Origin of the sequence: Actinomadura rugatobispora, from assembly GCF_042656285.1 — a bacterium.
Classification (GTDB): domain Bacteria; phylum Actinomycetota; class Actinomycetes; order Streptosporangiales; family Streptosporangiaceae; genus Spirillospora; species Spirillospora rugatobispora.
In genome coordinates, this window is the sequence record NZ_JBHSON010000006.1 from 1 (window position 1) to 18518 (window position 18518).

25 protein-coding genes and 2 riboswitches are annotated in these 18518 nt (G+C 73.9%); of the genes, 15 read left to right on the forward strand and 10 right to left on the reverse strand.

Annotated features, from left to right (window positions below):
• Both ACFPZN_RS05525 and ACFPZN_RS05530 read left to right on the forward strand, forming a co-directional pair.
• A partial coding sequence (locus tag ACFPZN_RS05525; protein ID WP_378280690.1) for a DUF6286 domain-containing protein occupies positions 1-535 on the forward strand: 535 nt, incomplete at its 5' end.
• 1 nt (position 536) lies between these two features.
• Positions 537-1091 (forward strand): hypothetical protein, encoded by a 555-nt coding sequence (locus ACFPZN_RS05530; protein ID WP_378280691.1) that lies wholly within the window; start codon positions 537-539, stop codon positions 1089-1091.
• 110 nt (positions 1092-1201) lie between these two features.
• Here the strand turns inward: ACFPZN_RS05530 and ACFPZN_RS05535 are convergent, their stop codons facing one another.
• The gene (locus tag ACFPZN_RS05535) at positions 1202-2668 is read right to left on the reverse strand and encodes a cation:dicarboxylate symporter family transporter (RefSeq protein ID WP_378280692.1); all 1467 of its coding nucleotides are present in this window, start codon (positions 2666-2668) and stop codon (positions 1202-1204) included.
• A gap of 219 nt (positions 2669-2887) precedes the next feature.
• On the opposite strand from ACFPZN_RS05535, the gene ACFPZN_RS05540 reads away from it, so the two are divergent.
• The 11 genes from ACFPZN_RS05540 to ACFPZN_RS05590 all read left to right on the forward strand — a co-directional run bounded on the left by ACFPZN_RS05540 (position 2888) and on the right by ACFPZN_RS05590 (position 10196).
• Entirely contained in the window at positions 2888-4570 is a 1683-nt protein-coding gene (locus ACFPZN_RS05540; protein WP_378280693.1) for an ATP-binding protein, read from the forward strand.
• A complete protein-coding gene (locus ACFPZN_RS05545; RefSeq protein WP_378280694.1) occupies positions 4567-5244 on the forward strand; it encodes a response regulator in 678 nt (225 codons plus the stop codon). Before ACFPZN_RS05540 ends, ACFPZN_RS05545 begins: the two co-directional genes overlap by 4 nt.
• Positions 5245-5486: 242 nt before the next feature.
• Entirely contained in the window at positions 5487-5924 is a 438-nt protein-coding gene (locus tag ACFPZN_RS05550; RefSeq protein WP_378280855.1) for an Asp23/Gls24 family envelope stress response protein, read from the forward strand.
• Positions 5921-6262 carry a hypothetical protein gene (locus tag ACFPZN_RS05555; RefSeq protein WP_378280695.1) on the forward strand — a complete coding sequence of 114 codons (342 nt, stop codon included), beginning with the start codon at positions 5921-5923 and terminating at the stop codon, positions 6260-6262. The genes ACFPZN_RS05550 and ACFPZN_RS05555 overlap by 4 nt, the downstream gene beginning before the upstream one ends.
• Positions 6259-6486, forward strand: a complete 228-nt coding sequence (locus ACFPZN_RS05560; protein ID WP_378280696.1) for a hypothetical protein — start codon at positions 6259-6261, stop codon at positions 6484-6486. Before ACFPZN_RS05555 ends, ACFPZN_RS05560 begins: the two co-directional genes overlap by 4 nt.
• Before the next feature lie 12 nt (positions 6487-6498).
• A complete protein-coding gene (locus tag ACFPZN_RS05565) occupies positions 6499-6702 on the forward strand; it encodes a hypothetical protein (protein WP_378280697.1) in 204 nt (67 codons plus the stop codon).
• The gene (locus tag ACFPZN_RS05570; protein ID WP_378280698.1) at positions 6699-7073 is read left to right on the forward strand and encodes an Asp23/Gls24 family envelope stress response protein; all 375 of its coding nucleotides are present in this window, start codon (positions 6699-6701) and stop codon (positions 7071-7073) included. The genes ACFPZN_RS05565 and ACFPZN_RS05570 overlap by 4 nt, the downstream gene beginning before the upstream one ends.
• The gene (locus ACFPZN_RS05575) at positions 7070-7708 is read left to right on the forward strand and encodes a DUF6286 domain-containing protein (protein WP_378280699.1); all 639 of its coding nucleotides are present in this window, start codon (positions 7070-7072) and stop codon (positions 7706-7708) included. Before ACFPZN_RS05570 ends, ACFPZN_RS05575 begins: the two co-directional genes overlap by 4 nt.
• Before the next feature lie 51 nt (positions 7709-7759).
• Positions 7760-8344, forward strand: a complete 585-nt coding sequence (locus ACFPZN_RS05580) for an alkaline shock response membrane anchor protein AmaP (RefSeq protein ID WP_378280700.1) — start codon at positions 7760-7762, stop codon at positions 8342-8344.
• A gap of 326 nt (positions 8345-8670) precedes the next feature.
• Positions 8671-9117, forward strand: a complete 447-nt coding sequence (locus ACFPZN_RS05585) for a winged helix-turn-helix transcriptional regulator (protein ID WP_378280701.1) — start codon at positions 8671-8673, stop codon at positions 9115-9117.
• Entirely contained in the window at positions 9114-10196 is a 1083-nt protein-coding gene (locus tag ACFPZN_RS05590; RefSeq protein ID WP_378280702.1) for a hypothetical protein, read from the forward strand. Before ACFPZN_RS05585 ends, ACFPZN_RS05590 begins: the two co-directional genes overlap by 4 nt.
• On the opposite strand, the gene ACFPZN_RS05595 is transcribed toward ACFPZN_RS05590, so the two are convergent.
• Together ACFPZN_RS05595 and ACFPZN_RS05600 are read right to left on the reverse strand one after the other, a co-directional pair.
• On the reverse strand, positions 10193-10903 hold the full coding sequence (locus ACFPZN_RS05595; RefSeq protein WP_378280703.1) for an SDR family oxidoreductase: 711 nt from the start codon (positions 10901-10903) through the stop codon (positions 10193-10195). The two genes, ACFPZN_RS05590 and ACFPZN_RS05595, sit on opposite strands and share 4 nt — an antisense overlap.
• Before the next feature lie 32 nt (positions 10904-10935).
• Entirely contained in the window at positions 10936-11280 is a 345-nt protein-coding gene (locus ACFPZN_RS05600; protein ID WP_378280704.1) for a 2OG-Fe(II) oxygenase family protein, read from the reverse strand.
• Between the two features lie 20 nt (positions 11281-11300).
• Here ACFPZN_RS05600 and ACFPZN_RS05605 point away from each other — a divergent pair, with 20 nt between their 5' ends.
• The gene (locus tag ACFPZN_RS05605) at positions 11301-12011 is read left to right on the forward strand and encodes an isochorismatase family protein (RefSeq protein WP_378280705.1); all 711 of its coding nucleotides are present in this window, start codon (positions 11301-11303) and stop codon (positions 12009-12011) included.
• On the opposite strand, the gene ACFPZN_RS05610 is transcribed toward ACFPZN_RS05605, so the two are convergent.
• A complete protein-coding gene (locus tag ACFPZN_RS05610) occupies positions 11994-12605 on the reverse strand; it encodes a GNAT family N-acetyltransferase (protein WP_378280706.1) in 612 nt (203 codons plus the stop codon). The two genes, ACFPZN_RS05605 and ACFPZN_RS05610, sit on opposite strands and share 18 nt — an antisense overlap.
• A 93-nt stretch (positions 12606-12698) precedes the next feature.
• Between ACFPZN_RS05610 and ACFPZN_RS05615 the strand changes: the two genes are divergently transcribed.
• Positions 12699-13331 carry a hypothetical protein gene (locus ACFPZN_RS05615; RefSeq protein WP_378280707.1) on the forward strand — a complete coding sequence of 211 codons (633 nt, stop codon included), beginning with the start codon at positions 12699-12701 and terminating at the stop codon, positions 13329-13331.
• Positions 13332-13335: 4 nt separating this feature from the next.
• On the opposite strand, the gene ACFPZN_RS05620 is transcribed toward ACFPZN_RS05615, so the two are convergent.
• The 6 genes from ACFPZN_RS05620 to gcvT form a co-directional block, all read right to left on the reverse strand.
• Positions 13336-13719 carry a type II toxin-antitoxin system death-on-curing family toxin gene (locus ACFPZN_RS05620; protein WP_378280708.1) on the reverse strand — a complete coding sequence of 128 codons (384 nt, stop codon included), beginning with the start codon at positions 13717-13719 and terminating at the stop codon, positions 13336-13338.
• Positions 13716-13925 carry a hypothetical protein gene (locus tag ACFPZN_RS05625; protein WP_378280709.1) on the reverse strand — a complete coding sequence of 70 codons (210 nt, stop codon included), beginning with the start codon at positions 13923-13925 and terminating at the stop codon, positions 13716-13718. The genes ACFPZN_RS05620 and ACFPZN_RS05625 overlap by 4 nt, the downstream gene beginning before the upstream one ends.
• 37 nt (positions 13926-13962) lie before the next feature.
• Entirely contained in the window at positions 13963-15336 is a 1374-nt protein-coding gene (locus ACFPZN_RS05630; protein WP_378280710.1) for an L-serine ammonia-lyase, read from the reverse strand.
• Positions 15337-15433: 97 nt separating this feature from the next.
• Positions 15434-16705: a serine hydroxymethyltransferase gene (locus ACFPZN_RS05635; protein WP_378280711.1), complete on the reverse strand. Its 1272-nt coding sequence runs from the start codon at positions 16703-16705 to the stop codon at positions 15434-15436.
• A 3-nt stretch (positions 16706-16708) separates the two neighbouring features.
• Positions 16709-17098 carry a glycine cleavage system protein GcvH gene (gene gcvH / locus ACFPZN_RS05640; protein ID WP_378280712.1) on the reverse strand — a complete coding sequence of 130 codons (390 nt, stop codon included), beginning with the start codon at positions 17096-17098 and terminating at the stop codon, positions 16709-16711.
• 21 nt (positions 17099-17119) lie between these two features.
• Positions 17120-18217 (reverse strand): glycine cleavage system aminomethyltransferase GcvT, encoded by a 1098-nt coding sequence (gene gcvT / locus ACFPZN_RS05645; RefSeq protein ID WP_378280713.1) that lies wholly within the window; start codon positions 18215-18217, stop codon positions 17120-17122.
• A gap of 66 nt (positions 18218-18283) precedes the next feature.
• Positions 18284-18396: riboswitch (glycine riboswitch) on the reverse strand.
• A gap of 1 nt (position 18397) precedes the next feature.
• Positions 18398-18494, reverse strand: a riboswitch (glycine riboswitch).
• Positions 18495-18518: the final 24 nt, after the last annotated feature.

The window sequence follows — 18518 nt, forward strand, 5'->3', positions numbered from 1 at the left end:
CCCGCGCGCCTCGCCGATCGGACTGGTCGCCGCGCTGCTGCTGGCGGCGGCCCGCGGGGCGGCCACCGTCGAGGTGGTGACCGCGCTGGTCGGCGAGCCCGCCGGGCTGCTGCCGGTGGACCGCTGGGCGGCCTGGCTGCGCGCGACCGCGTGGGGCGACCCGCCGATGCGCCGCGCCGCCGCCGGCATCGACGTGGCCGGCGCGCTCCTGCTGTGCGCGCTGCTGCCGCGGCGCCGTCCGCGGACGCTGCCGCTGCGCGGCGCCCAGGCGCTGATGCCCGCCGCGATCGGCCGCAGGACGCTCCAGCGGGCGCTGGCGGCGGTCGCGCTGGCCGTGCCGGGCGTCATCCGGGTGCGGGTGCGGGTGCGCGGCGGGCGGTTCAGGCGGCGCGTGACGGTGCGCGCCTTCAGCGGCTACCGGAACCCGGCCAACGTCCAGGAGATGGTCCGGGACGCGGTCGAGGCGCGGCTCGCCGAGATGGGGCTGATGGACGGGCGGCAGGTGCACGTCCGGCTGACCTGGCGGAGGGACTGACATGAGGGCCGGTATCGCGTTGGTCGGGTCGGTGCCGCTGGCCGCCGGGCTCGGCATGCTCCTGGCGGGGTACGGGGCGTTCGGCGCCTCCCTGGAGGCGGCGCCCGTGCTGGACCCGGCCGTGTCGCGGTTCGCGGCGGGGCAGGCGTGGTTCTGGCCGCTGGCGGGCGCCGTGACCGAGGGCGTCGCGTTCGCCGCGCTGGTCTGGCTCATCGTGCAGGTCCAGGCGCTGCTGCGCCGGTGGCGTCCCTTGCTGGACGCGCCCACCCGGCATCTGGCCGGGGTCGCGGCGGGCGAGCTGCTGCGCGACACGCGGCTGATCCCCGGGGTGCGGGAGGCGCGGATCCGGTTCACCGGCAGCCCGTCCAGGCCGCGGGTGCGGGTGGAGGTCACCTGCCGCGCCGACGCCGCGCCCGCCCGGATCCACGCCGATCTGGCGAGCGGGCCGGTCGAGCGGTATTGCGCCGCCATGGGCATGGACGATCTGGTCGCGGTGATCCGCTTCCGGCTGGACGATCCGCCTCCGCCGCCGAAGCCCGTGCGCGAGCTCGTCTGAGCCCCTGACCCGGTCGTGGCACGCCGGGCGGGGGCACGGGCGGCGGGAAGGCCGCCCGTGCCCCCGGCTCGGGCACGTGGGAGCTCGAGCCCCAGCCGGGGGCGGCGGGTCTAGGAGGACCGGTGCGCCTGGGTGGCGGTCGGTTCCTCGGTCTTCTCCCCGGACGGGGCGTCCCCGTCGGACGGGGGCGCCGTCACGGGGGCGGGGCCGGGCGAAGACGTCCCCGGCTCCGAGCGGGAGGGGCCGGGGACGTCGACCAGGGTCGCCTCGTTGAAGGGGTCCTCGCCGGCCAGCACCCGGCGGGCGCGGTCGGAGTCGATCTCGCCGGTCCAGGTGCCGACCAGGACGGTGGCGACCGCGTTGCCGGCGAAGTTGGTCAGGGCGCGGGCCTCGGACATGAACCGGTCGATGCCGACGATGAAGCCGACGCCGTCGACCAGTTCGGGCTTGTGCGACTGGAGCCCGCCGGCCAGCGTGGCCAGTCCGGCGCCGCTGACCCCGGCCGCGCCCTTGGAGGCGATGATCATGAAGAACAGCAGGCCGATCTGCGAGCCGAGCGACAGCGGCTCGTTCTGCGCGTCGGCGATGAACAGGGTGGCCATGGTCAGGTAGATCGCGGTGCCGTCCAGGTTGAAGGAGTACCCGGTGGGCACGGTGATGCCGACCACGGGGCGGCTGATGCCCAGATGCTCCATCTTGGCGATCAGCCGCGGCAGTGCCGTCTCGGAGGACGAGGTGGACAGGATGAGCAGGAACTCGCGGCCCAGGTAGCGCAGCAGCGTCAGGATGTTGATCCGGGCGCCCATCCACAGCACCGCGCCGAGCACGACGAACACGAACAGCACGCAGGTGATGTAGAAGCCGAGCATGATGACGGCCAGGCTGCGCAGCGCGTCCCAGCCGGTCTCGCCGACCACGGCGGCGATGGCGCCGAACGCGCCGACCGGGGCCGCCCACATGATCATCGCGAGGATCTTGAAGACCCAGCGCTGGGCCAGTTCCACGCCCCGCCGGATCGGTTCGCCCGCCGGTCCCATCTGCTGCAGCGCGAACCCGGCCAGCAGCGCGACCAGCAGGGTCTGCAGCACCTCGCCCTCGGTGAGCGCGGACACCAGCGTGCTGGGGATGATGCCGAGGAGGAAGTCGGTGGTGCCCTCGCCCCCCTTGGCCTGCTCCTGGGCCTCGGACGCGCTGGCGGGGTCGAGGTTCATGCCGGAGCCGGGGTCCAGCAGGTTGCCCACGGCCAGCCCGATGGCCAGCGCGAAGGTGGACATCACGAGGAAGTAGACGATGGCGATCAGCCCGACCCGGCCGACCTTGGCGGCCCGGGCGACCGAGCCGATGCCCAGTACGATGGTGCAGAAGATGATCGGCGAGATCATCATCTTGATCAGGTTCACGAATCCGGTGCCGAGCGGTTTGAGCTCGGCGGCCAGATCCGGGGCGACGAAGCCGACGAGCACGCCGAGCAGCACCGCGACGATCACCGCGATGTAGAGGTAGTGCACGCGGTCGCGGCGCCCGGTCGGCTGCTGCGTCTTCTGGCCCGGGGGCGGGCCGGCGGGCTGGTCGGCCACGGCTGCCTCCCTGCGGTCGGTGGCGGGCGGTGGCCCGCTCGTGATCGGCTGTACGTGAGGGCGGAATCGCATTCGGTGATACGGGGTCCGCAGGCGACTATGCGCGGGTCTGTGATAGCGGTCACGCTTGTGTACATTTCGTTCACGGCGTTCGGCGTCCGGACCGTCCGAAATGGGGGGTCTGTACCGTGACCTGGTTCCGAGTGCAGAGGTGATGCGGTGTCGGGCAGGGGCTGGAGCCTCGCGCGGCAGCTGCTCGCGCTGCAGGCCGTGATCGTCGGCCTGCTGGTGACCGTGGGCGCGGCGCTGGCCTACCTGGACTCGCGCCGCGCGGCCGACGACCGGGCCCGGGAGACGGTGACGGTGGTCGCGCTGACGGTGGCGGACGCGCCGAGCGTGCGCGCGGCGCTGTCGCTGCCCGATCCCAGCCGGGCGCTACAGCCGTACGCCGAGCGGGTGCGCCGCGACACCCGTGTGGACTTCATCACCATCATGGACACCCGGGGGATCCGCTACACCCATCCCACGCCGGGGCGGATCGGCCAGCACTTCATCGGCAACACCGCCCCGGCCCTCCAGGGCAGGACGTTCAGCGAGACCTTCACCGGGACGCTGGGCCCGTCGGTCCGCACCGTCACCCCCGTGTTCGACGACTCCGGGCGGGTGGTGGCCATGGTCGCGGTCGGGATCACCATCCGGGCGATCTCCGCCGACCTGCGCGAGCGGCTGCTGCCGCTGGTGGGGGTGGCGGCGGCGGTGCTGGTGGCCGGGATCGCCGGGAGCTGGCTGGTCGCGGCCCGGCTGCGGCGGCAGACCCGGGGCGTGGCGCCGGCCGAGCTGCGCGGCATGTTCGACTACTACGAGGCGATCCTGCACGCCGTGCGGGAGGGGCTGGTGCTGCTCGACCGCGACGGCCGGGTGGTGATGTGCAACGACGCCGCCCGCGAGCTGCTGGACCTGGAGCGCGATCCGCGCGGCGAGGCGGTGGACGGTCTCGGGCTGCCGACGGAGCTGGCCGCGGCGATGGGGTCGGCGGAGCCGCGGTCCGACGAGATCCATGTCGGCGACACCCGCGTCCTGGTCGTCAACACGGCGCCGGTGCGGTCCCGCGACCGGGCCATGGGCAACGTGGTGACGCTGCGCGACCACACCGAGCTGCAGGCGCTGATGGGCGAGCTGGACACCGTCCGCGGGTTCGCCGAGTCGCTGCGCTCGCAGGCGCACGAGGCCGCCAACCGGCTGCACACGGTGGTGTCGCTGGTCGAGATCGGCCGTCCCGGGCAGGCGGTGGAGTTCGCCACCGCGGAGCTGCGCACGGCGCAGCGGCTCACCGACCGGGTGGTGGGCGCGGTGCGGGAGCCGGTGCTGGCGGCGCTGCTGCTGGGCAAGTCCACCGAGGCCGCCGAGCGCGGGGTGGAGCTGGAGGTCGCCGAGGACACCACGATCGACGGCACCGTGGGCGTGATCGAGCCCCGCGACCTGGTGACCATCCTGGGCAACCTGATCGACAACGCGGTGGACGCGGCGATCGAGGGCCCGGCGGAGGGCCGGTCGGCCGACGTGCCACCGCGGGTGCGGGTGTCGGCCCGTACGGGCGCGTCCGGGCTGGTGATGGAGGTGCGCGACAACGGGCCGGGCCTGGACGGCGACACGGCGCAGGAGATGTTCCGGCGCGGCTGGACGACGAAGGCGTCCGACGGCCCGGCCGGCCCGCGCGGGCTGGGGATGGCGCTGGTCGGGCAGGCGGTGCGGCGCTACCGGGGCGCGATCGAAGTGGAACGTGACGGCGGCGCGGTGATCCGGGTCCGGCTCCCGCTGCCGAACGCGGACGCGGACGCGGGCGCGGTGCCCGCACTGCCCGCGGCGGCGGCAGCGGCGGCGGGGGAGGCGGACGGCTCGTGATCAGGGTGCTGGTGGTGGAGGACGACCGGGTCGCGGCCGAGGCGCACCGGCAGTACGTGGAGCGGGTCGCCGGGTTCGGCGTCGCCGGGGTGGTGCACTCGGGGGCCGACGCGCTGCGGTTCTGCGAGCGCGAGCCGGTGGACGTGGTCCTGCTCGACTTCTACCTGCCGGACACGCACGGGCTGACGGTGTGCCGGGCGCTGCGCGCGGGCGGCCTGGCGGTGGACGTGATCGCGGTGACCTCGGCGCGCGATCTGACGGTCGTCCGCACGGCGGTGTCGGTCGGGGTGGTGCAGTACCTGCTCAAGCCGTTCACGTTCGCGTCGCTGCGCGACAAGCTGGAGGGGTACGCGCGGTTCCGGCAGCGCGCGGAGCGCACCGGGGAGGCCAGCGGGCAGGCGGACGTGGACGGGATGCTCGCCGCGCTGCGCACCACCGACCAGCGGTCGCTGCCGAAGGGGATGAGCGGCGAGACCCTGGAGGCGATCACCGAGGTGCTGACCGAGGCGCCGGACGGGCTGTCGGCCGCGGCGGCGGCGTCGCTGACCGGGGTGTCGCGGGTGACCGCGCGACGCTACCTGGAGTACCTGGCCGAGAACGGGCTGGCGCAGCGCCGTCCGAGCTACGGGCAGGTGGGACGGCCCGAGGTGCGTTTCTACCCGGTCTCCGCATAGCGGTCGCATCCGGCAAAGCCGAGTTGACCTGGTTATTGTTGCCTTTGGTGGTTTTGGTGTGACGATTTGTGAGCATGAACCTGCACACCATCGACCATCAATGGGGGGTTGCGGTCGTGAGTGAGGGAAAAGTCCGGTCGTCCACCACGGAACGGCCCGCGGAGACGTCGCTGCCGAGCCAGGCGCCGCGTCCGGGATCCGAGCAGCAGGCCGCGCCGGAGGGCGCGAGGGCCGGTAAGGGCCTGGAGCGGCCGTCCGGCACCGGCGCCAGCGAGCTGGTGACCCAGCAGGGCCGCACCAAGATCGCCGACGGGGTGGTGGCGAAGATCGCCGGCATGGCGGCGCGCGAGATCGGCGGCGTGCACGACATGGGCGCGGGCATGTCCCGCACCTTCGGCTCGGTCCGCGGGCGGCTGCCCGGCGGCATGGGCCGGCAGAGCATGACGCAGGGCGTGGCGGTGCAGGTCGGCGAGAAGCAGGCCGCCGTGGACCTCGACCTGATCGTCGAGTACGGCAGCTCCATCCCCGATCTGGCCACGGCCGTGCGGGACAACGTGATCAACGAGATCGAGCACATGTGCGGCCTCGACGTCGTCGAGGTCAACATCGCCGTGGCCGACATCCACGTGCCCGGCGAGGAGGAAGCGGAGCCCGAGCCGGCCGAACCGCGCGTGCGATGAGCGCGGGGACCCGGGCGGAGCCGTCCGCCCGGACGGCTCCGCGCGCGGAGCCGCGCGCCGAGCGGGCCGAGCGGATCGGCGCCGCCGTGCGCGTGCTGCCCGGCGTGGCGGGCCTGACCGCCGGGCCGCGCGGCTACGTGGTGACCTACCGCCCCGGGCCGCCCTACGAGGGCGTCGCCGTCCGCGACGGCGAGATCGAGGTGGGCGTGGTCGCCCGCGCGGGCCTTCCGCTGGAGGAGGTCGCCGAGTCGGTGCGCCGCGCCGCGCGGCCGCTGGCCGGTGACGTGCCGGTGAACGTGCTGATCGGCGACATCGCCTACGGCGGGCCGCCCGGATGATGACCGCCGAGGACCGCGCGGCGTTCCGCGCGTGGGTGCGGGCGCACCACCCCGACGTGGGCGGCGACCCGGCGGAGTTCGCCGCCGGTCTGCGCCGGATGCGCGCCGCCGCGGCCCGGTCCCGCGGCCGGGCCCCGGTCGAGGTCGTCCGGATCGGCCGCGGCCCGCTCGCCCGGCTGACCCGGTGGCGGGAGCGCCGCAGGCGCGCGCGCCGCCTGCTGTGAAGGGGAAGTGACATGGACGCAAGGACGGCCTGGCCCGCGATCGGGCTGGGCTTCGGGACCGCGCTCGGGTTCGCCGGGGCGTTCGGGGGGTTCGGCACCTTCGTGATCGTGCTGGTGCTCGGCGTGCTGGGCCTGCTGGTCGGGCTCGCGGCCACCGGCGATCTGGACCTGGTCGAGCTGTTCTCCTCGTTCCGTGCCCGCAAGGGCCCGTCATGACGTCGCCGGACACGCGCGGCCACACCACGATCGCGGAGCGGGCGGTGGCCCGGATCGTCCGGCACGCGCTCCGCGAGGACGCGGGCGGGCTCGGCGAATCCGTCTCCGGCCGCGGCGTGGGCCGGGGCCCGATCAAGGGCCGCGGACCGCGCGTGGACGTGAGCGTCAAGGGCACCCTGGTCACGGCCCGCGTGCGACTGGCCGTGATGTACCCGGAGCCGGTGCGTGAGGTGGCCTCCCGGGTGCGCGAGCGCGTGCGCGACCGCGTCCAGGACCTCACCGGACTCACGGTGCGGCAGGTGGACGTCGACGTGGCCGGGCTGGAGCGCCGCGAGGCCGGGCCCGAACGCTCTCGGCGGGTGGTCCGGTGACCACGCACGCCGGGCAGCTGCCCAAGCACGGCCCCGGCGGTGCCAGTGCGGCGCCCTCCGGACGGACCGCGGCCCGCGCCGCCGACCGCGCGGCCCGCCGCGCCTTCCGCTCCCGCCGGCTCTGGCTCGCGCTGCCCGCCGCCCTGCTGATCACCGTCGTGGGCGTGCTCACCGCCATCGAGACGATCTCCGCGCTGGCCGGGAGCCCGGCGCGGCTCGTCCCGTACGAGCGGGTGGCCGCGTGGGCGACAGGCGCGCGGTACAAGGACTGGGCGCCGCTGCTGATCTCCGCGGTCCTGGCGCTGCTCGGGCTGCTCCTCCTGCCGGCGGGCCTGCTCCCGGGACGCGGGCGGCTGGTGCCGCTGCACGGCGACGACCCCGAGCTGGTGGTCGGCATCACCCGGCACGGCCTGCGGAACGTGGTCGCCGACGCGGCCCGGAGCGTGGAGGGCGTCGAGGACGTCCACCGCGCGAAGGTCCGGCGGCACCGGGCGAAGGTGGTCGTGGGCACCGCGATGCACGAGCCCGGGGACCTGGACGAGCGGGTGGCCGAGGCCGTGCGGCGGCGGCTCGACGAGATCGGGCCGATGCCCGCGCGCCGCGTGGCCGTCGCCGTCCGCCGTCCCGAGCACTGAGCCCCGAGCACTGAGCCCCGAGCACTGAGCACTGAGCACTGAGGAGCCCGGATGAACCGTCACGCTTCCCGGCCCAACCATGTGGGCCTGGCCCTGCTCGGCCTGGTCCTGCTGGTCGCCGGGATCCTCGGGCTCGCCCGCGGGCTGGGCGCGTTCGGCCGGGACGCGGCGGCCGATCCGCTGATCACCGACGCGATGCGCCGCTACGCCGCCGGACAGGGCTGGTTCTGGCCGGCCGTGGCCGCCGGCGGGGTGGTGCTGGCGCTGCTGGGGCTGGCGTGGCTGCTGGCGCAGGCGCGTTCGGAGCGGCTGCCGGGCCTGGCGCTGGAGCCCGACCCGTCCGCGGGCGCGACCCGGGTGTCGGGGCAGGCCGTCACCGCGACGCTGGAGGAGGAGATCGCGGAGTACCCGGACGTGCAGGGCGTGCGCGCCCACCTGCTCGGCACGTCCCGCCGCCCGCGGCTGAACCTCAGCGTCGCCTACGGCGGCCGGGCCGATCTGGACGCGCTGCGCCGCCGGATCGGCGAGGAGGCCGTGCCCCGGCTGCGCGTGGCACTGGAGCGCGAGTCGCTGCCCGCCGTGGTCAAGCTCCGGCCGCTGTCGGGCGGCGGGCGCGAGCGGCGGACGGTGGTCTGAGGCGATTTTGACGGATTTTGGGTGATTCAATCCCTGAATCCGCAGGTCACTGAGCTATCGTCCGAGAGGAAACGGCGTCGAGGGGACGGAGGTTCGCTTGCGAAACGTCCAAGGAGAACGGCCGGCTCCATGAGGAGCCCTTCGACGTTACGGAGGGATAATTCACACGCATCAAAGCACGGGCCCCTTCCACTGAGCGGCCCGTCCCTCGGAGGCCGTGACGCGCACAGTCCGGTCTCCGAGTTTTATGACCGGTGGGTCGCGTTCTCCAACCGAGCCCGCCGAACCTGGTACGACCGCCGCCGAACGTTCCTAAGATGAGAGGCATGCCGAAGGACGCCGATCCGCGCCCCTGCTCGATCGCCGACACGCTCGACATCATCGGCGAACGCTGGACGATCCTCGCCGTCCGCGAACTCTTCCACGGGGTACGGCGGTTCGACGCCATGGTCCGCAACACCGGCGCGTCCCGCGACATCCTCACCGCCCGCCTCCGCAAGCTGGAGGCCGCGGGCATCATCCGCCGCGAGCGCTACAGCGACCACCCGCCCCGCCACGAGTACCACCTGACCGCCTCCGGGCGGGAGCTGGGCGAGGTCCTGACCGCGCTCATGAAGTGGGGCGACCGCCACATCAACCCCGACGACCCGCCCGTCCGCTGGCACCACTCCTGCGGGGAGCTCCTGGACCCCGTCCTGATCTGCGCGCACTGCGGGCGGCCCGCCATGGAGGGCGCCCACACCCCGGTCGGCCGGGGCGTGCTGTCCCGGTGAGCCACGACGACCTGCTGGCCGCGATCGGGGCGGCGCTGGGGCTGGACGGCCCGTACACCGAGACGCCCCCGCCGGGCAGCGGAGGCATCTCCCTGAAGACGATGAGCGGGCTGCCCGCCGGCGCGGGCCTGGAGGTTCTGGGCGGTACGGTCGACGCCGCCACCGGCCGCGTCGCGTGGGTCGAAGAGGTCACCGGCGAGCCGGTGCGGGGCATCGTCCCGGTCGACCTGACGATCAACGTGGCCGGCCCGGGGCTGCCGCGCGTCCGGGTGGACGTCCAGACCTACAATCCCTACTTCGGGTGCCACGTGCACGGCATGGGCTTTTTCGGCGACGCGCTGGTGGTCCTCTACACCGAGAAGCACGACACGATCGCCGCCCGCGTCGACCTCCCCTCGGGCGAGCAGAGCCTGGCCGGGGTGGGCGGCCGGTGCGCGCTGATCGGCGATCTCGTCTGCCACGTCCCCTACGGCGGCGACCGCGTCGAGATCCTGGCCGTGCCGGACTTCACCCCGTGCGTGCCGCTTCCGCTGGGGGAGGACCTGGAAGCACGGCTCCCGGGCCCCGGCCGGCGCGGCAGGCCCGACGGCGACGCCGTCCACGCGGGGCTCCGCCGCGCCTTCGCCGAGATCGGCATGGGCGACGAGGACGCCGACATCCTGATCGGCACGGCCGCCGTCCCCTTCCTCCACATCTCGCGCACCACGTCCAAGACCTACGGCCATCTGGCCAAACCCAAGCCGGGCGCGGCCCCGTGGTGGTTCCCGGTCGCCTGGCACCACCACCTGACCCGGGAGGGCCGTCCGTCCCGCTGGCCCGAGTGGCTCGACGCCCTGGCCGCCCCCATGCCCGCGGGCTGGCAGGACCACTGGGACGTGGACGAGGGCGCCGTCGAGCTCACCCTCGCCCACATCTCGGCCCAGGCCGCCGAGATGGCGGCGGCCTGCCACGAGCGCCACCTCCCCGCGGAGATGGAAAAGGCCTGGAAGGAGGGCTGGCGGCACCCGCTGCCCATCGAAGCGTTTCCCGCGGGCTTCCGCCGCGCCTGGAACCGCCTCCCCGGCCCCTCTTCCCCCTAGCCCGCGCGCCCCTGGCGGTTCTGGGACAGGGAGGACGCGACCGCGCGGCTGATGCCGTCCGCGAGGACCTCCTGCTCGCCCGCCTCGACGGCGTCGAGGGCCTGCGCTGCCACCTCGGCCGGGCTGATCTTGGGCGCGTCCACATGCGCCGCCATGTCGGTGTCGATGAACGCGGCGTGCACGGCCACCACCGACGTGCCCTGCTCGCGCAGCTCCGCCCGCACCCCGTTGGTCATCGACCAGGCCGCGGCCTTGGACGCCGAGTACGACGCCGCCCCGGGCAGCGTGATCCACGACAGCACCGACAGCACGTTCACGATCGCGCCGCCGCCGTTGCGGGCGAGCACCGGCGCGAACGCCCGGCACATGGCGAGCGTGCCGAAGAAGTTGGTCTCCATCTCGGCGCGGGCCGCCTCCATCGAGGGCGCCGTGACCAGGCCGCTGCCGCGCCCGATCCCCGCGTTGTTGACCAGCAGGGTGACCTCGCCGCACGCCTCGGCCGCCGCCTCCACCGCCTTCGGGTCGGTGATGTCGAGCGAGACCGGGACCAGGCCCGGATCGGTCACGGAGCCGGGGTCGCGCTCGCCCGCGTAGACCGTCCGGGCGCCCCGTTCGCGCAGCGCCAGCGCCAGGGCCCGCCCGAGCCCCCGGTTGGCCCCGGTGACCAGTGCCACGCTGTCCTGGATCTTCAAGCCGGTGGAGTGCATAACGGACACCCTTCCACCTGCGAAGTTGGAAATCAAGACTCACTCGGAACGATGCCCTGGCCCGGCTCGTACTCGTTGATGATCGCCTGGTCCGGCTCGCGGTCCATGACGCCCTCGTCCACGAGGCGCGCCCCCAGGCGGCGGGCCCACCCGGGAAGCGGCGGCGCGGCGCCGGCCCGCGCGTCCGCCGCCAGACCGCGGCGGCCGTAGTCGTAGCGCCGCCCGTAGTCGTAGCGCCGCCCGTAGTGCTGGACGCGCCGCCGCAGCTCCGTGGACCACTCGGCGGCGTCGATGAGCGGGAGCAGGGACGCGCACGCGCCGGGCGCCAGCCAGTCCGCGACATACCGCAGGCCGGGAACACCAAAAGACTCGGACATGGCGGAACACTAGTGAGCCGGTGCGACACGAAGAGGTGGCCATGGGGGACGCGGAGCGGACGCACGACTGGCGGATCGAGACCCGCGAGTACGAGCGGCACGAACAGAGGCGGGGCCGCCGCTTCGCCTTCACCCGGCTCGTGCCGGAGCGCACGGCGCTGGTCGTCATCGACATGGTGCCGTTCTTCGTGGCCACCAACCCGTACTGCCGCGGCATCGTGCCCGCCATCGGCGGCCTCGCGGACGCGCTCCGCGCGGCCGGCGGCACGGTCGCGTGGGTGCTGCCCGGGGCGGGCGCGCGGACGCCGGCGACCGAGGAGTTCCACGGCCCGGAGGCCGCCGAGGCCTACCGCACGGCCGGCGGCTCGGGCCCCCTGGAAGGGCGGCTGTGGCACGGGCTCGCGCCGCGTCCGGACGAGGACCTGTTCGTGGAGAAGTTCGCCCCCAGCGCCTTCTTCCCGGGACGCTGCGCCCTGCCCCGCCTGCTGGAGGAGCGTCGGGCCGACACCGTCCTCATCACCGGCACCGTCACCAACGTGTGCTGCGAGTCGTCGGCGCGCGACGCCTCCACCCTCGGGTTCCGGGTCGTGATGGTCGCCGACGCCAACGCGGCCCGCTGCGACCGGGACCACAACGCGACACTGCACACGATCTACCGCTCCTTCGGCGACGTCCGCCCGTCCACCGACGTCCTCACCATGATCGAGGCGGCGTCACGGCGGGAGGACTGATCCGCGGCGCGGACGCCGGATCATCGACCAGGTCGTCAGGCCGCCGAGCGGCAGCGGGTACTCGGCCGTCACCTCGAAGCCGAGACGCTCGTAGAACGCGACGTTGCGGGCCTCGGAGGTCTCCAGGAACGCGGGGACGCCGTCGCGCTCGGCGGCCTCCAGCCCCGGGCGGATCACCGCGCGGCCCAGCCCCGAGCCCTGCCGCGCGGGATCGACGCCGACCACGCCGAGGAACCAGACCGGCCCGCGCGGCCGGTGGGCCGCCATGGCCGTCTCCGCCGTCTCGTACGCGGCCAGCCGGTCACCGGCCAGCTCCGCGAACCGGGACGCCAGCTCGGCGAAGATCTCCGGGCCGGTCTCCGGGGTCGTCCACACCGACACCGCCTCCACGTCTCCGGCGACCCAGACCCGCCCGTGCGGGAGGCCGATCCGGGCGACGAACAGCTCCTGGAACTCCTCCAACCGACGCAGATGGTCGTCGGCGGCGATGACGTGCCGGGTGAAGACGTTGTCGGCGAACGCCCGCCGCAGCGTCCGGGCCGCGCGGGGCACGTCGGCGATCTCGGCGGGTCGTACCGCGGCGTCGGACGGCAAGGCGGGCTCCAGGACCGGATCGGTGCGGGTGGCGGCACACAGGCTATCCGCCGCCCGGTCACCGGCACCCGCATGATCGGTTAGCGTGGCGTCATGGACCCCGTGACCGCCGACGACCTCGACCGGGCCGTCGGCCTCGCCGTCGCCGCCCTGCGCGAAGCGCCCGCGGACCCACGGGCCTGGGACGCCAAGGCGGGCTCCCTGGAATGGACGTGCTGGGAGACCGCCGAGCACCTGAGCGACGACCTCTTCTCGTACGCGGCCCAGCTCGGCCTCCGGACGCCGCCGCTCGACGGCCACGTCCCGTTCGTCTGGGAGAGCCGGCGTCCGGGCGGCCCCGCCAACGCCGTCCACGCCGACCGCGGCGCCGGGCCCTCGGGGCTGCTGCAGGTGCTCCAGGCGAGCGGGGCGCTGCTGGGCGCCATGGTGCGCACCACCCCGCCGGACGTGCTGGCCCACCACGTCTACGGCGACTCCGACGCCGAGGGCTTCGCCGCGATGGGGATCGTGGAGACCCTCGTCCACACCCACGACCTCGCCCAGGGCCTTGGACCGGCGTGGGAGCCGCCCGCCGACCTGTGCGCCCGCGTGCTCACCCGGCTGTTCCCGGACGCCCCGACCGGCGCCGACCCCTGGCCGACCCTGCTGTGGGCCACCGGCCGCGGCGAACTCCCCGGCCACCCGCGCCGCACCCAGTGGCGCTGGCAGGGGCGGCCGCGCCACTGACCGTTCAGGCGGGGATGTCGGCCACGTTCAGGGCCGCCGCGATCTCCTTGACCTCGATCTGCGAACACGATGTCGCGACCCGCACCACCAGCTCGAACGCCTCGTCGTCGGTGAGCGCCGGACGCTTGTCGTGGAGGGCCAGCATGACTCGGGCGGCGGTCCAGGCGGTCCGCTTGTTGCCGTCGACGAAGGCGTGATTGCAGATCACCGAATGGAGCAGTGCGGCGGCCTTCTCCTCCAGGGTGGCGTACGCCTCGACGCCGAACGCGACGGTGGCCGGGCGCATCGCCGAGGAGGACACCAGTCCGGCGTCGCGGACGGCCGCCGTGCCGCCCAGCACGGCGGCGTTGATCTCGATCAGGTCGTCCGCCGTGAGGTACTCGGTCACGCGTCGGCCAGCCGGTCGAGCAGAGCCGCGTCCTCGGCCATCACCTGTGCCGTGACGGCGCGGACGCGGGCGCGGTGCCCGCGCATCCGCGCCCATTCCTCGACGGCCTGGACCACGGCGGCGTTGACGGAGATGTGCTCCTCCTGCGCGGCCTTGATCAGCAGGGCGTCGATGTCGTCGGGGATGCGGACGCTACGGGTGGTCATGATGTCGAGCATACCAAGATGGTATCACCACGCTCTGTCAGCATTCGACTACATTGACCGCAAGGCCGCCGCGGCTGGTCTCCTTGTACTTGTCGAGCATGTCGCGGCCGGTGTCCTTCATCGTCTTGATGGCGCGGTCGAGCGAGACGAAGTGCCGGCCGTCGCCGCGCAGCGCGATGCGGGTGGCGCTGATCGCCTTGACCGCGCCGACCGCGTTGCGCTCGATGCACGGCACCTGGACGAGCCCGCCGACCGGGTCGCAGGTCAGGCCCAGGTTGTGCTCGATGCCGATCTCGGCGGCGTTCTCCACCTGCTCGGGCGTGCCGCCGAGGACCTCGGTGAACCCGGCGGCGGCCATCGAGCAGGCCGAGCCGACCTCGCCCTGGCAGCCGACCTCGGCGCCGGAGATGGACGCGTTCTGCTTGAACAGCACGCCGATCGCCCCGGCGGTGAGGAGGAAGCGGGCGGCGCCCTCGTCGGAGGCGCCCGGCACGAACCTCGCGTAGTAGTGCAGCACCGCCGGGACGATGCCCGCCGCCCCGTTGGTGGGCGCGGTGACGATCCGGCCCCCGGCGGCGTTCTCCTCGTTCACGGCCAGGGCGAACAGGGTGACCCAGTCCATCGCGTGCAGCGGGTCGGCGCCCTTGTCGGCCACCAGCTGCCGGTGCAGCTGCGGCGCGCGGCGGCGGACCTTCAAGCCGCCGGGCAGCAGGCCCTCGCGGGAGCAGCCGCGGTCGACGCACGCCCGCATGACATGCCACAGCTCGACCAGCCCGGAGCGGATCTCCGCCTCGGTGCGGCCGAAGGCGCGCTCGTTCTCCAGCATCAGCGCCGAGACCGACAGGCCCGTCTCCCGGCAGCGCTCCAGCAGCTCGGCGGCGGTGTCGAAGCGGTGCGGCAGGACGGTGTCGTCGGGCTGGATCCGGTCGGCGCCGGTGGCGTTCTCGTCCACGACGAACCCGCCGCCGACCGAGTAGTAGACCCGGGAGCGGAGCTCCTCGCCCCCGGCGGCGTACGCGGTGAAGCGCATCCCGTTGGGGTGGCCGGGCAGCGACTCCTTGCGCTCGAACACCAGGTGGTCGTTCACCGCGAACGGGACGTCGTGCGCGCCGAACAGGCGCAGCGCGCCGCGCGAGCGGATCGCGGCCAGCCGGTCGTCCACGGTGTCGACGTCGACGGTCTCCGGCTTGTCGCCCTCCAGGCCGAGGATGACGGCCTTGTCGCTGCCGTGGCCCTTGCCGGTGAGGCCGAGCGAGCCGTACAGCACCGCCCGCACGGACGCGGTCCGCGCCAGCAGGCCGTCCCGCTCCAGGCCGCGCGCGAAGCGGTGCGCGGCCGCCATCGGGCCCCCGGTGTGGGACGACGACGGCCCGATACCGATCTTGAAGAGGTCGAAGACGCTGATCGCCATGGATGCCACCTTCCCGTCCCCTCCGGGTCGCGGGCGGGGGACGAAGGCCGCCCGCGGACCGGGGTCTCCGGCCGGGGCGGCCCGTGCGGGGGTCGGCTTACAGGGTCGGGTAGAGCGGGTGCTTGACCGCCAGCGCCCGCACCCGCGCCGCCAGCGCCTCCCTGTCGAAGGACGGCTGCAGCGCCAGCGCGATGACGTCGGCCACCTCGGTGAAGTCCTCGGTGGTGAAGCCGCGGGTGGCCAGGGCGGGCGTGCCGATCCGCAGGCCGGAGGTGACCATCGGCGGGCGCGGGTCGTTGGGCACGGCGTTCCGGTTGACGGTGATGCCGATCTCGTGCAGCCGGTCCTCGGCGTCCCGGCCGGTCAGCTCGGAGTCGACCAGGTCGACCAGGACCAGGTGGACGTCGGTGCCGCCGGTGAGGACCTTCACGCCGGCCTTGGCCGAGTCCTCGGCCAGCAGCCGCTCGGCGAGGATCTTCGCGCCCTCGACGGTGCGCCGCTGCCGGTCCTTGAACTCCTCGGACGCGGCGATCCTCAGCGCCACCGCCTTGGCCGCGATCACGTGCTCCAGCGGGCCGCCCTGCATGCCGGGGAACACCGCGGAGTTGATCTTCTTGCCGTACTCCTCGCGGGCCAGGATCAGCCCGCCGCGCGGACCGCCCAGCGTCTTGTGCGTGGTGGTCGTCACGATGTCGGCGTACGGCACCGGCGAGGGGTGCAGGCCCGCCGCCACCAGCCCGGCGAAGTGCGCCATGTCCACCATGAGCAGCGCGCCCACCGAGTCGGCGACCTCGCGGAACCGGGCGAAGTCGAGCTGCCGCGGGTACGCCGACCAGCCCGCCACGATCATCTTCGGCCGGTGCTCGGCCGCCAGCGCGGCGACCTCGTCCATGTCGACCAGGCCGTCCTCGGCGCGCACGTGGTAGGGCACCACGTTCAGCACCTTGCCGGAGTAGTTCAGCCGCATCCCGTGGGTGAGGTGGCCGCCGTGCGCCAGGTCCAGGCCCAGGATCGTGTCACCGTGCTGGAGCAGCGCGAAGTAGACGGCCGTGTTGGCCTGCGCGCCGCTGTGCGGCTGCACGTTGGCGTGCTCGGCGCCGAACAGCTCCTTGGCGCGGTCGATCGCCAGCTGCTCGGTGACGTCGACGAACTCGCAGCCGCCGTAGTAGCGCCTGCCCGGATAGCCCTCGGCGTACTTGTTGGTCAGGACCGACCCCTGGGCCTCCAGCACCGACACCGGCGCGAAGTTCTCCGAGGCGATCATCTCGAGCGTGGACTGCTGCCGGTCCAGCTCGGCGGCCACCGCGCGGGCGACCTCCGGGTCGGCGTCGGCCAGCGACTCGTTCAGCGGGTTCTTCGGGGACGGCACGGCTCAGGACTCCTCGATCAGCTTGCCGTAGGCCTCGGCGTCGAGCAGATCGCCGGGCTCGTCGGAGATCCGCACCTTGAAGATCCAGCCCTCGCCGTACGGATCGTCGTTGATCACCTTGGGCTCGTCGATCACGGCGGCGTTGATCGCGGTGATCTCCCCGCTGACCGGCGAGTAGATGTCGCTCACCGACTTGGTGGACTCGACCTCGCCGCAGGTCTCGCCGGCCTCGACCGCGTCGCCCTCCCCGGGCTGCAGTTCGAGGAAGACGATCTCGCCGAGGGCGTCGGCGGCGTGCGCGGTGATCCCGACGGTGACGATGCCGTCCTCGTTGCCGAGGCCCGACACCCATTCGTGCTCTTCGCTGTAGCGCAGCTGCTCCGGAACGCTCACGGTGGTATCTCTCTCCAGGTCTCAGGAACGCTTGTAGAAGGGCAGGGCGACCACGTCGACCGGCTCCCGGCGGCCGCGCACGTCGACGGCGAGTCCGCTCTCGTCCACCCCGTTGTCCACGTACGCCATCGCGATCGGCGTGCCCAGTGTGGGCGACGGGGCGCCGCTGGTCACCACCCCGCACGGCGTGCCGTCCGAGGTGACCACCTCGTACCCCTTGCGGGGCGCCCGGCGGCCGCGTGCGACCAGCCCCACGAGCCTACGGCCTGGCGGGGTCTGCGCCTGCGCGGCCAACGTGGCCTTTCCCACGAAATCTACGGGCTTGTCCAGCTTGACCACCCGGCCCAGGCCCGCCTCGAACGGGTTGGTCTCCGCGGTCAGCTCGTTGCCGTACAGCGGCATGCCCGCCTCCAGCCGCAGCGTGTCGCGCGCCGACAGCCCCGCCGGGGTCACGCCCTCGACCGCCGCCAGCTCCTTCCACAGCGGCACCGCGTCCCCGGCGGACACGAACAGCTCGAAGCCGTCCTCGCCGGTGTAGCCGGTACGGGCGATCAGCGCGTCCACGCCCGCGACCTCGTCCGCCATGATCGCGTAGTAGCGCAGGTCGGCCAGCGGCGCGGCGGTGAAGCGGGACAGGATCCCCTGCGCGTCCGGGCCCTGCAGCGCGATCAGCGCGTACTCGTCGGACCGGTCGACCACCCGCGCGCCCGGGAAGCCCGCCGCCCGCTCGGCCAGCGCCTCCCGCACGGTCGCGACGTTGGCGGCGTTCGCCACCACCATGAACGTCTCCGCGGCCAGCCGGTAGACGATCAGGTCGTCCAGCACCCCGCCGTCGGCCCCGCAGATCATCGTGTAGCGGGCCTTGCCGACGGCCATCGGGGACAGGTTGCCGACCAGCGCGTGGTCGAGCGCGGCCCCGGCCTCCGGCCCGTCCACGAAGACCTCCCCCATGTGGGACAGGTCGAACAGCCCCGCCGCGGCGCGGACGGCGCGGTGCTCGGCGGTCTCGCTCGCGTACCGCAGCGGCATCAGGAAGCCGGCGAAGTCGACGAGGTGGGCGCCGAGGTCGCGGTGGACGTCGTACAGCGGCGTCTTCCTGCCGGGCGCTGTGCTGGACATGGGTCGGCTCCTTCGTCGCGGGCGCGTGGTCCAATCGTCCCACCCGCACCGGGCGTGGTCGGTGCCTCCCCCTCTGTCATCGGCCGGTCGCGGCGCCTGAGAGCTTCACCCCGCGCCGACGAGGGCGGAGGGGCTTTCACCTTCGGCGGGGGACGGTGCGTCCCCGCTTTCCAGAGGTACCTGGTCCGCGCGGTCCTGGGGCCTGAGAGGTTCCGGGGAGGATTTGCTCCTTCGGCGTCCCCGGCTGGCTGCCAGGGCACTCTCCCGCGCGGGATCAACGGCTGGTCGCCAGGCTAGCAGC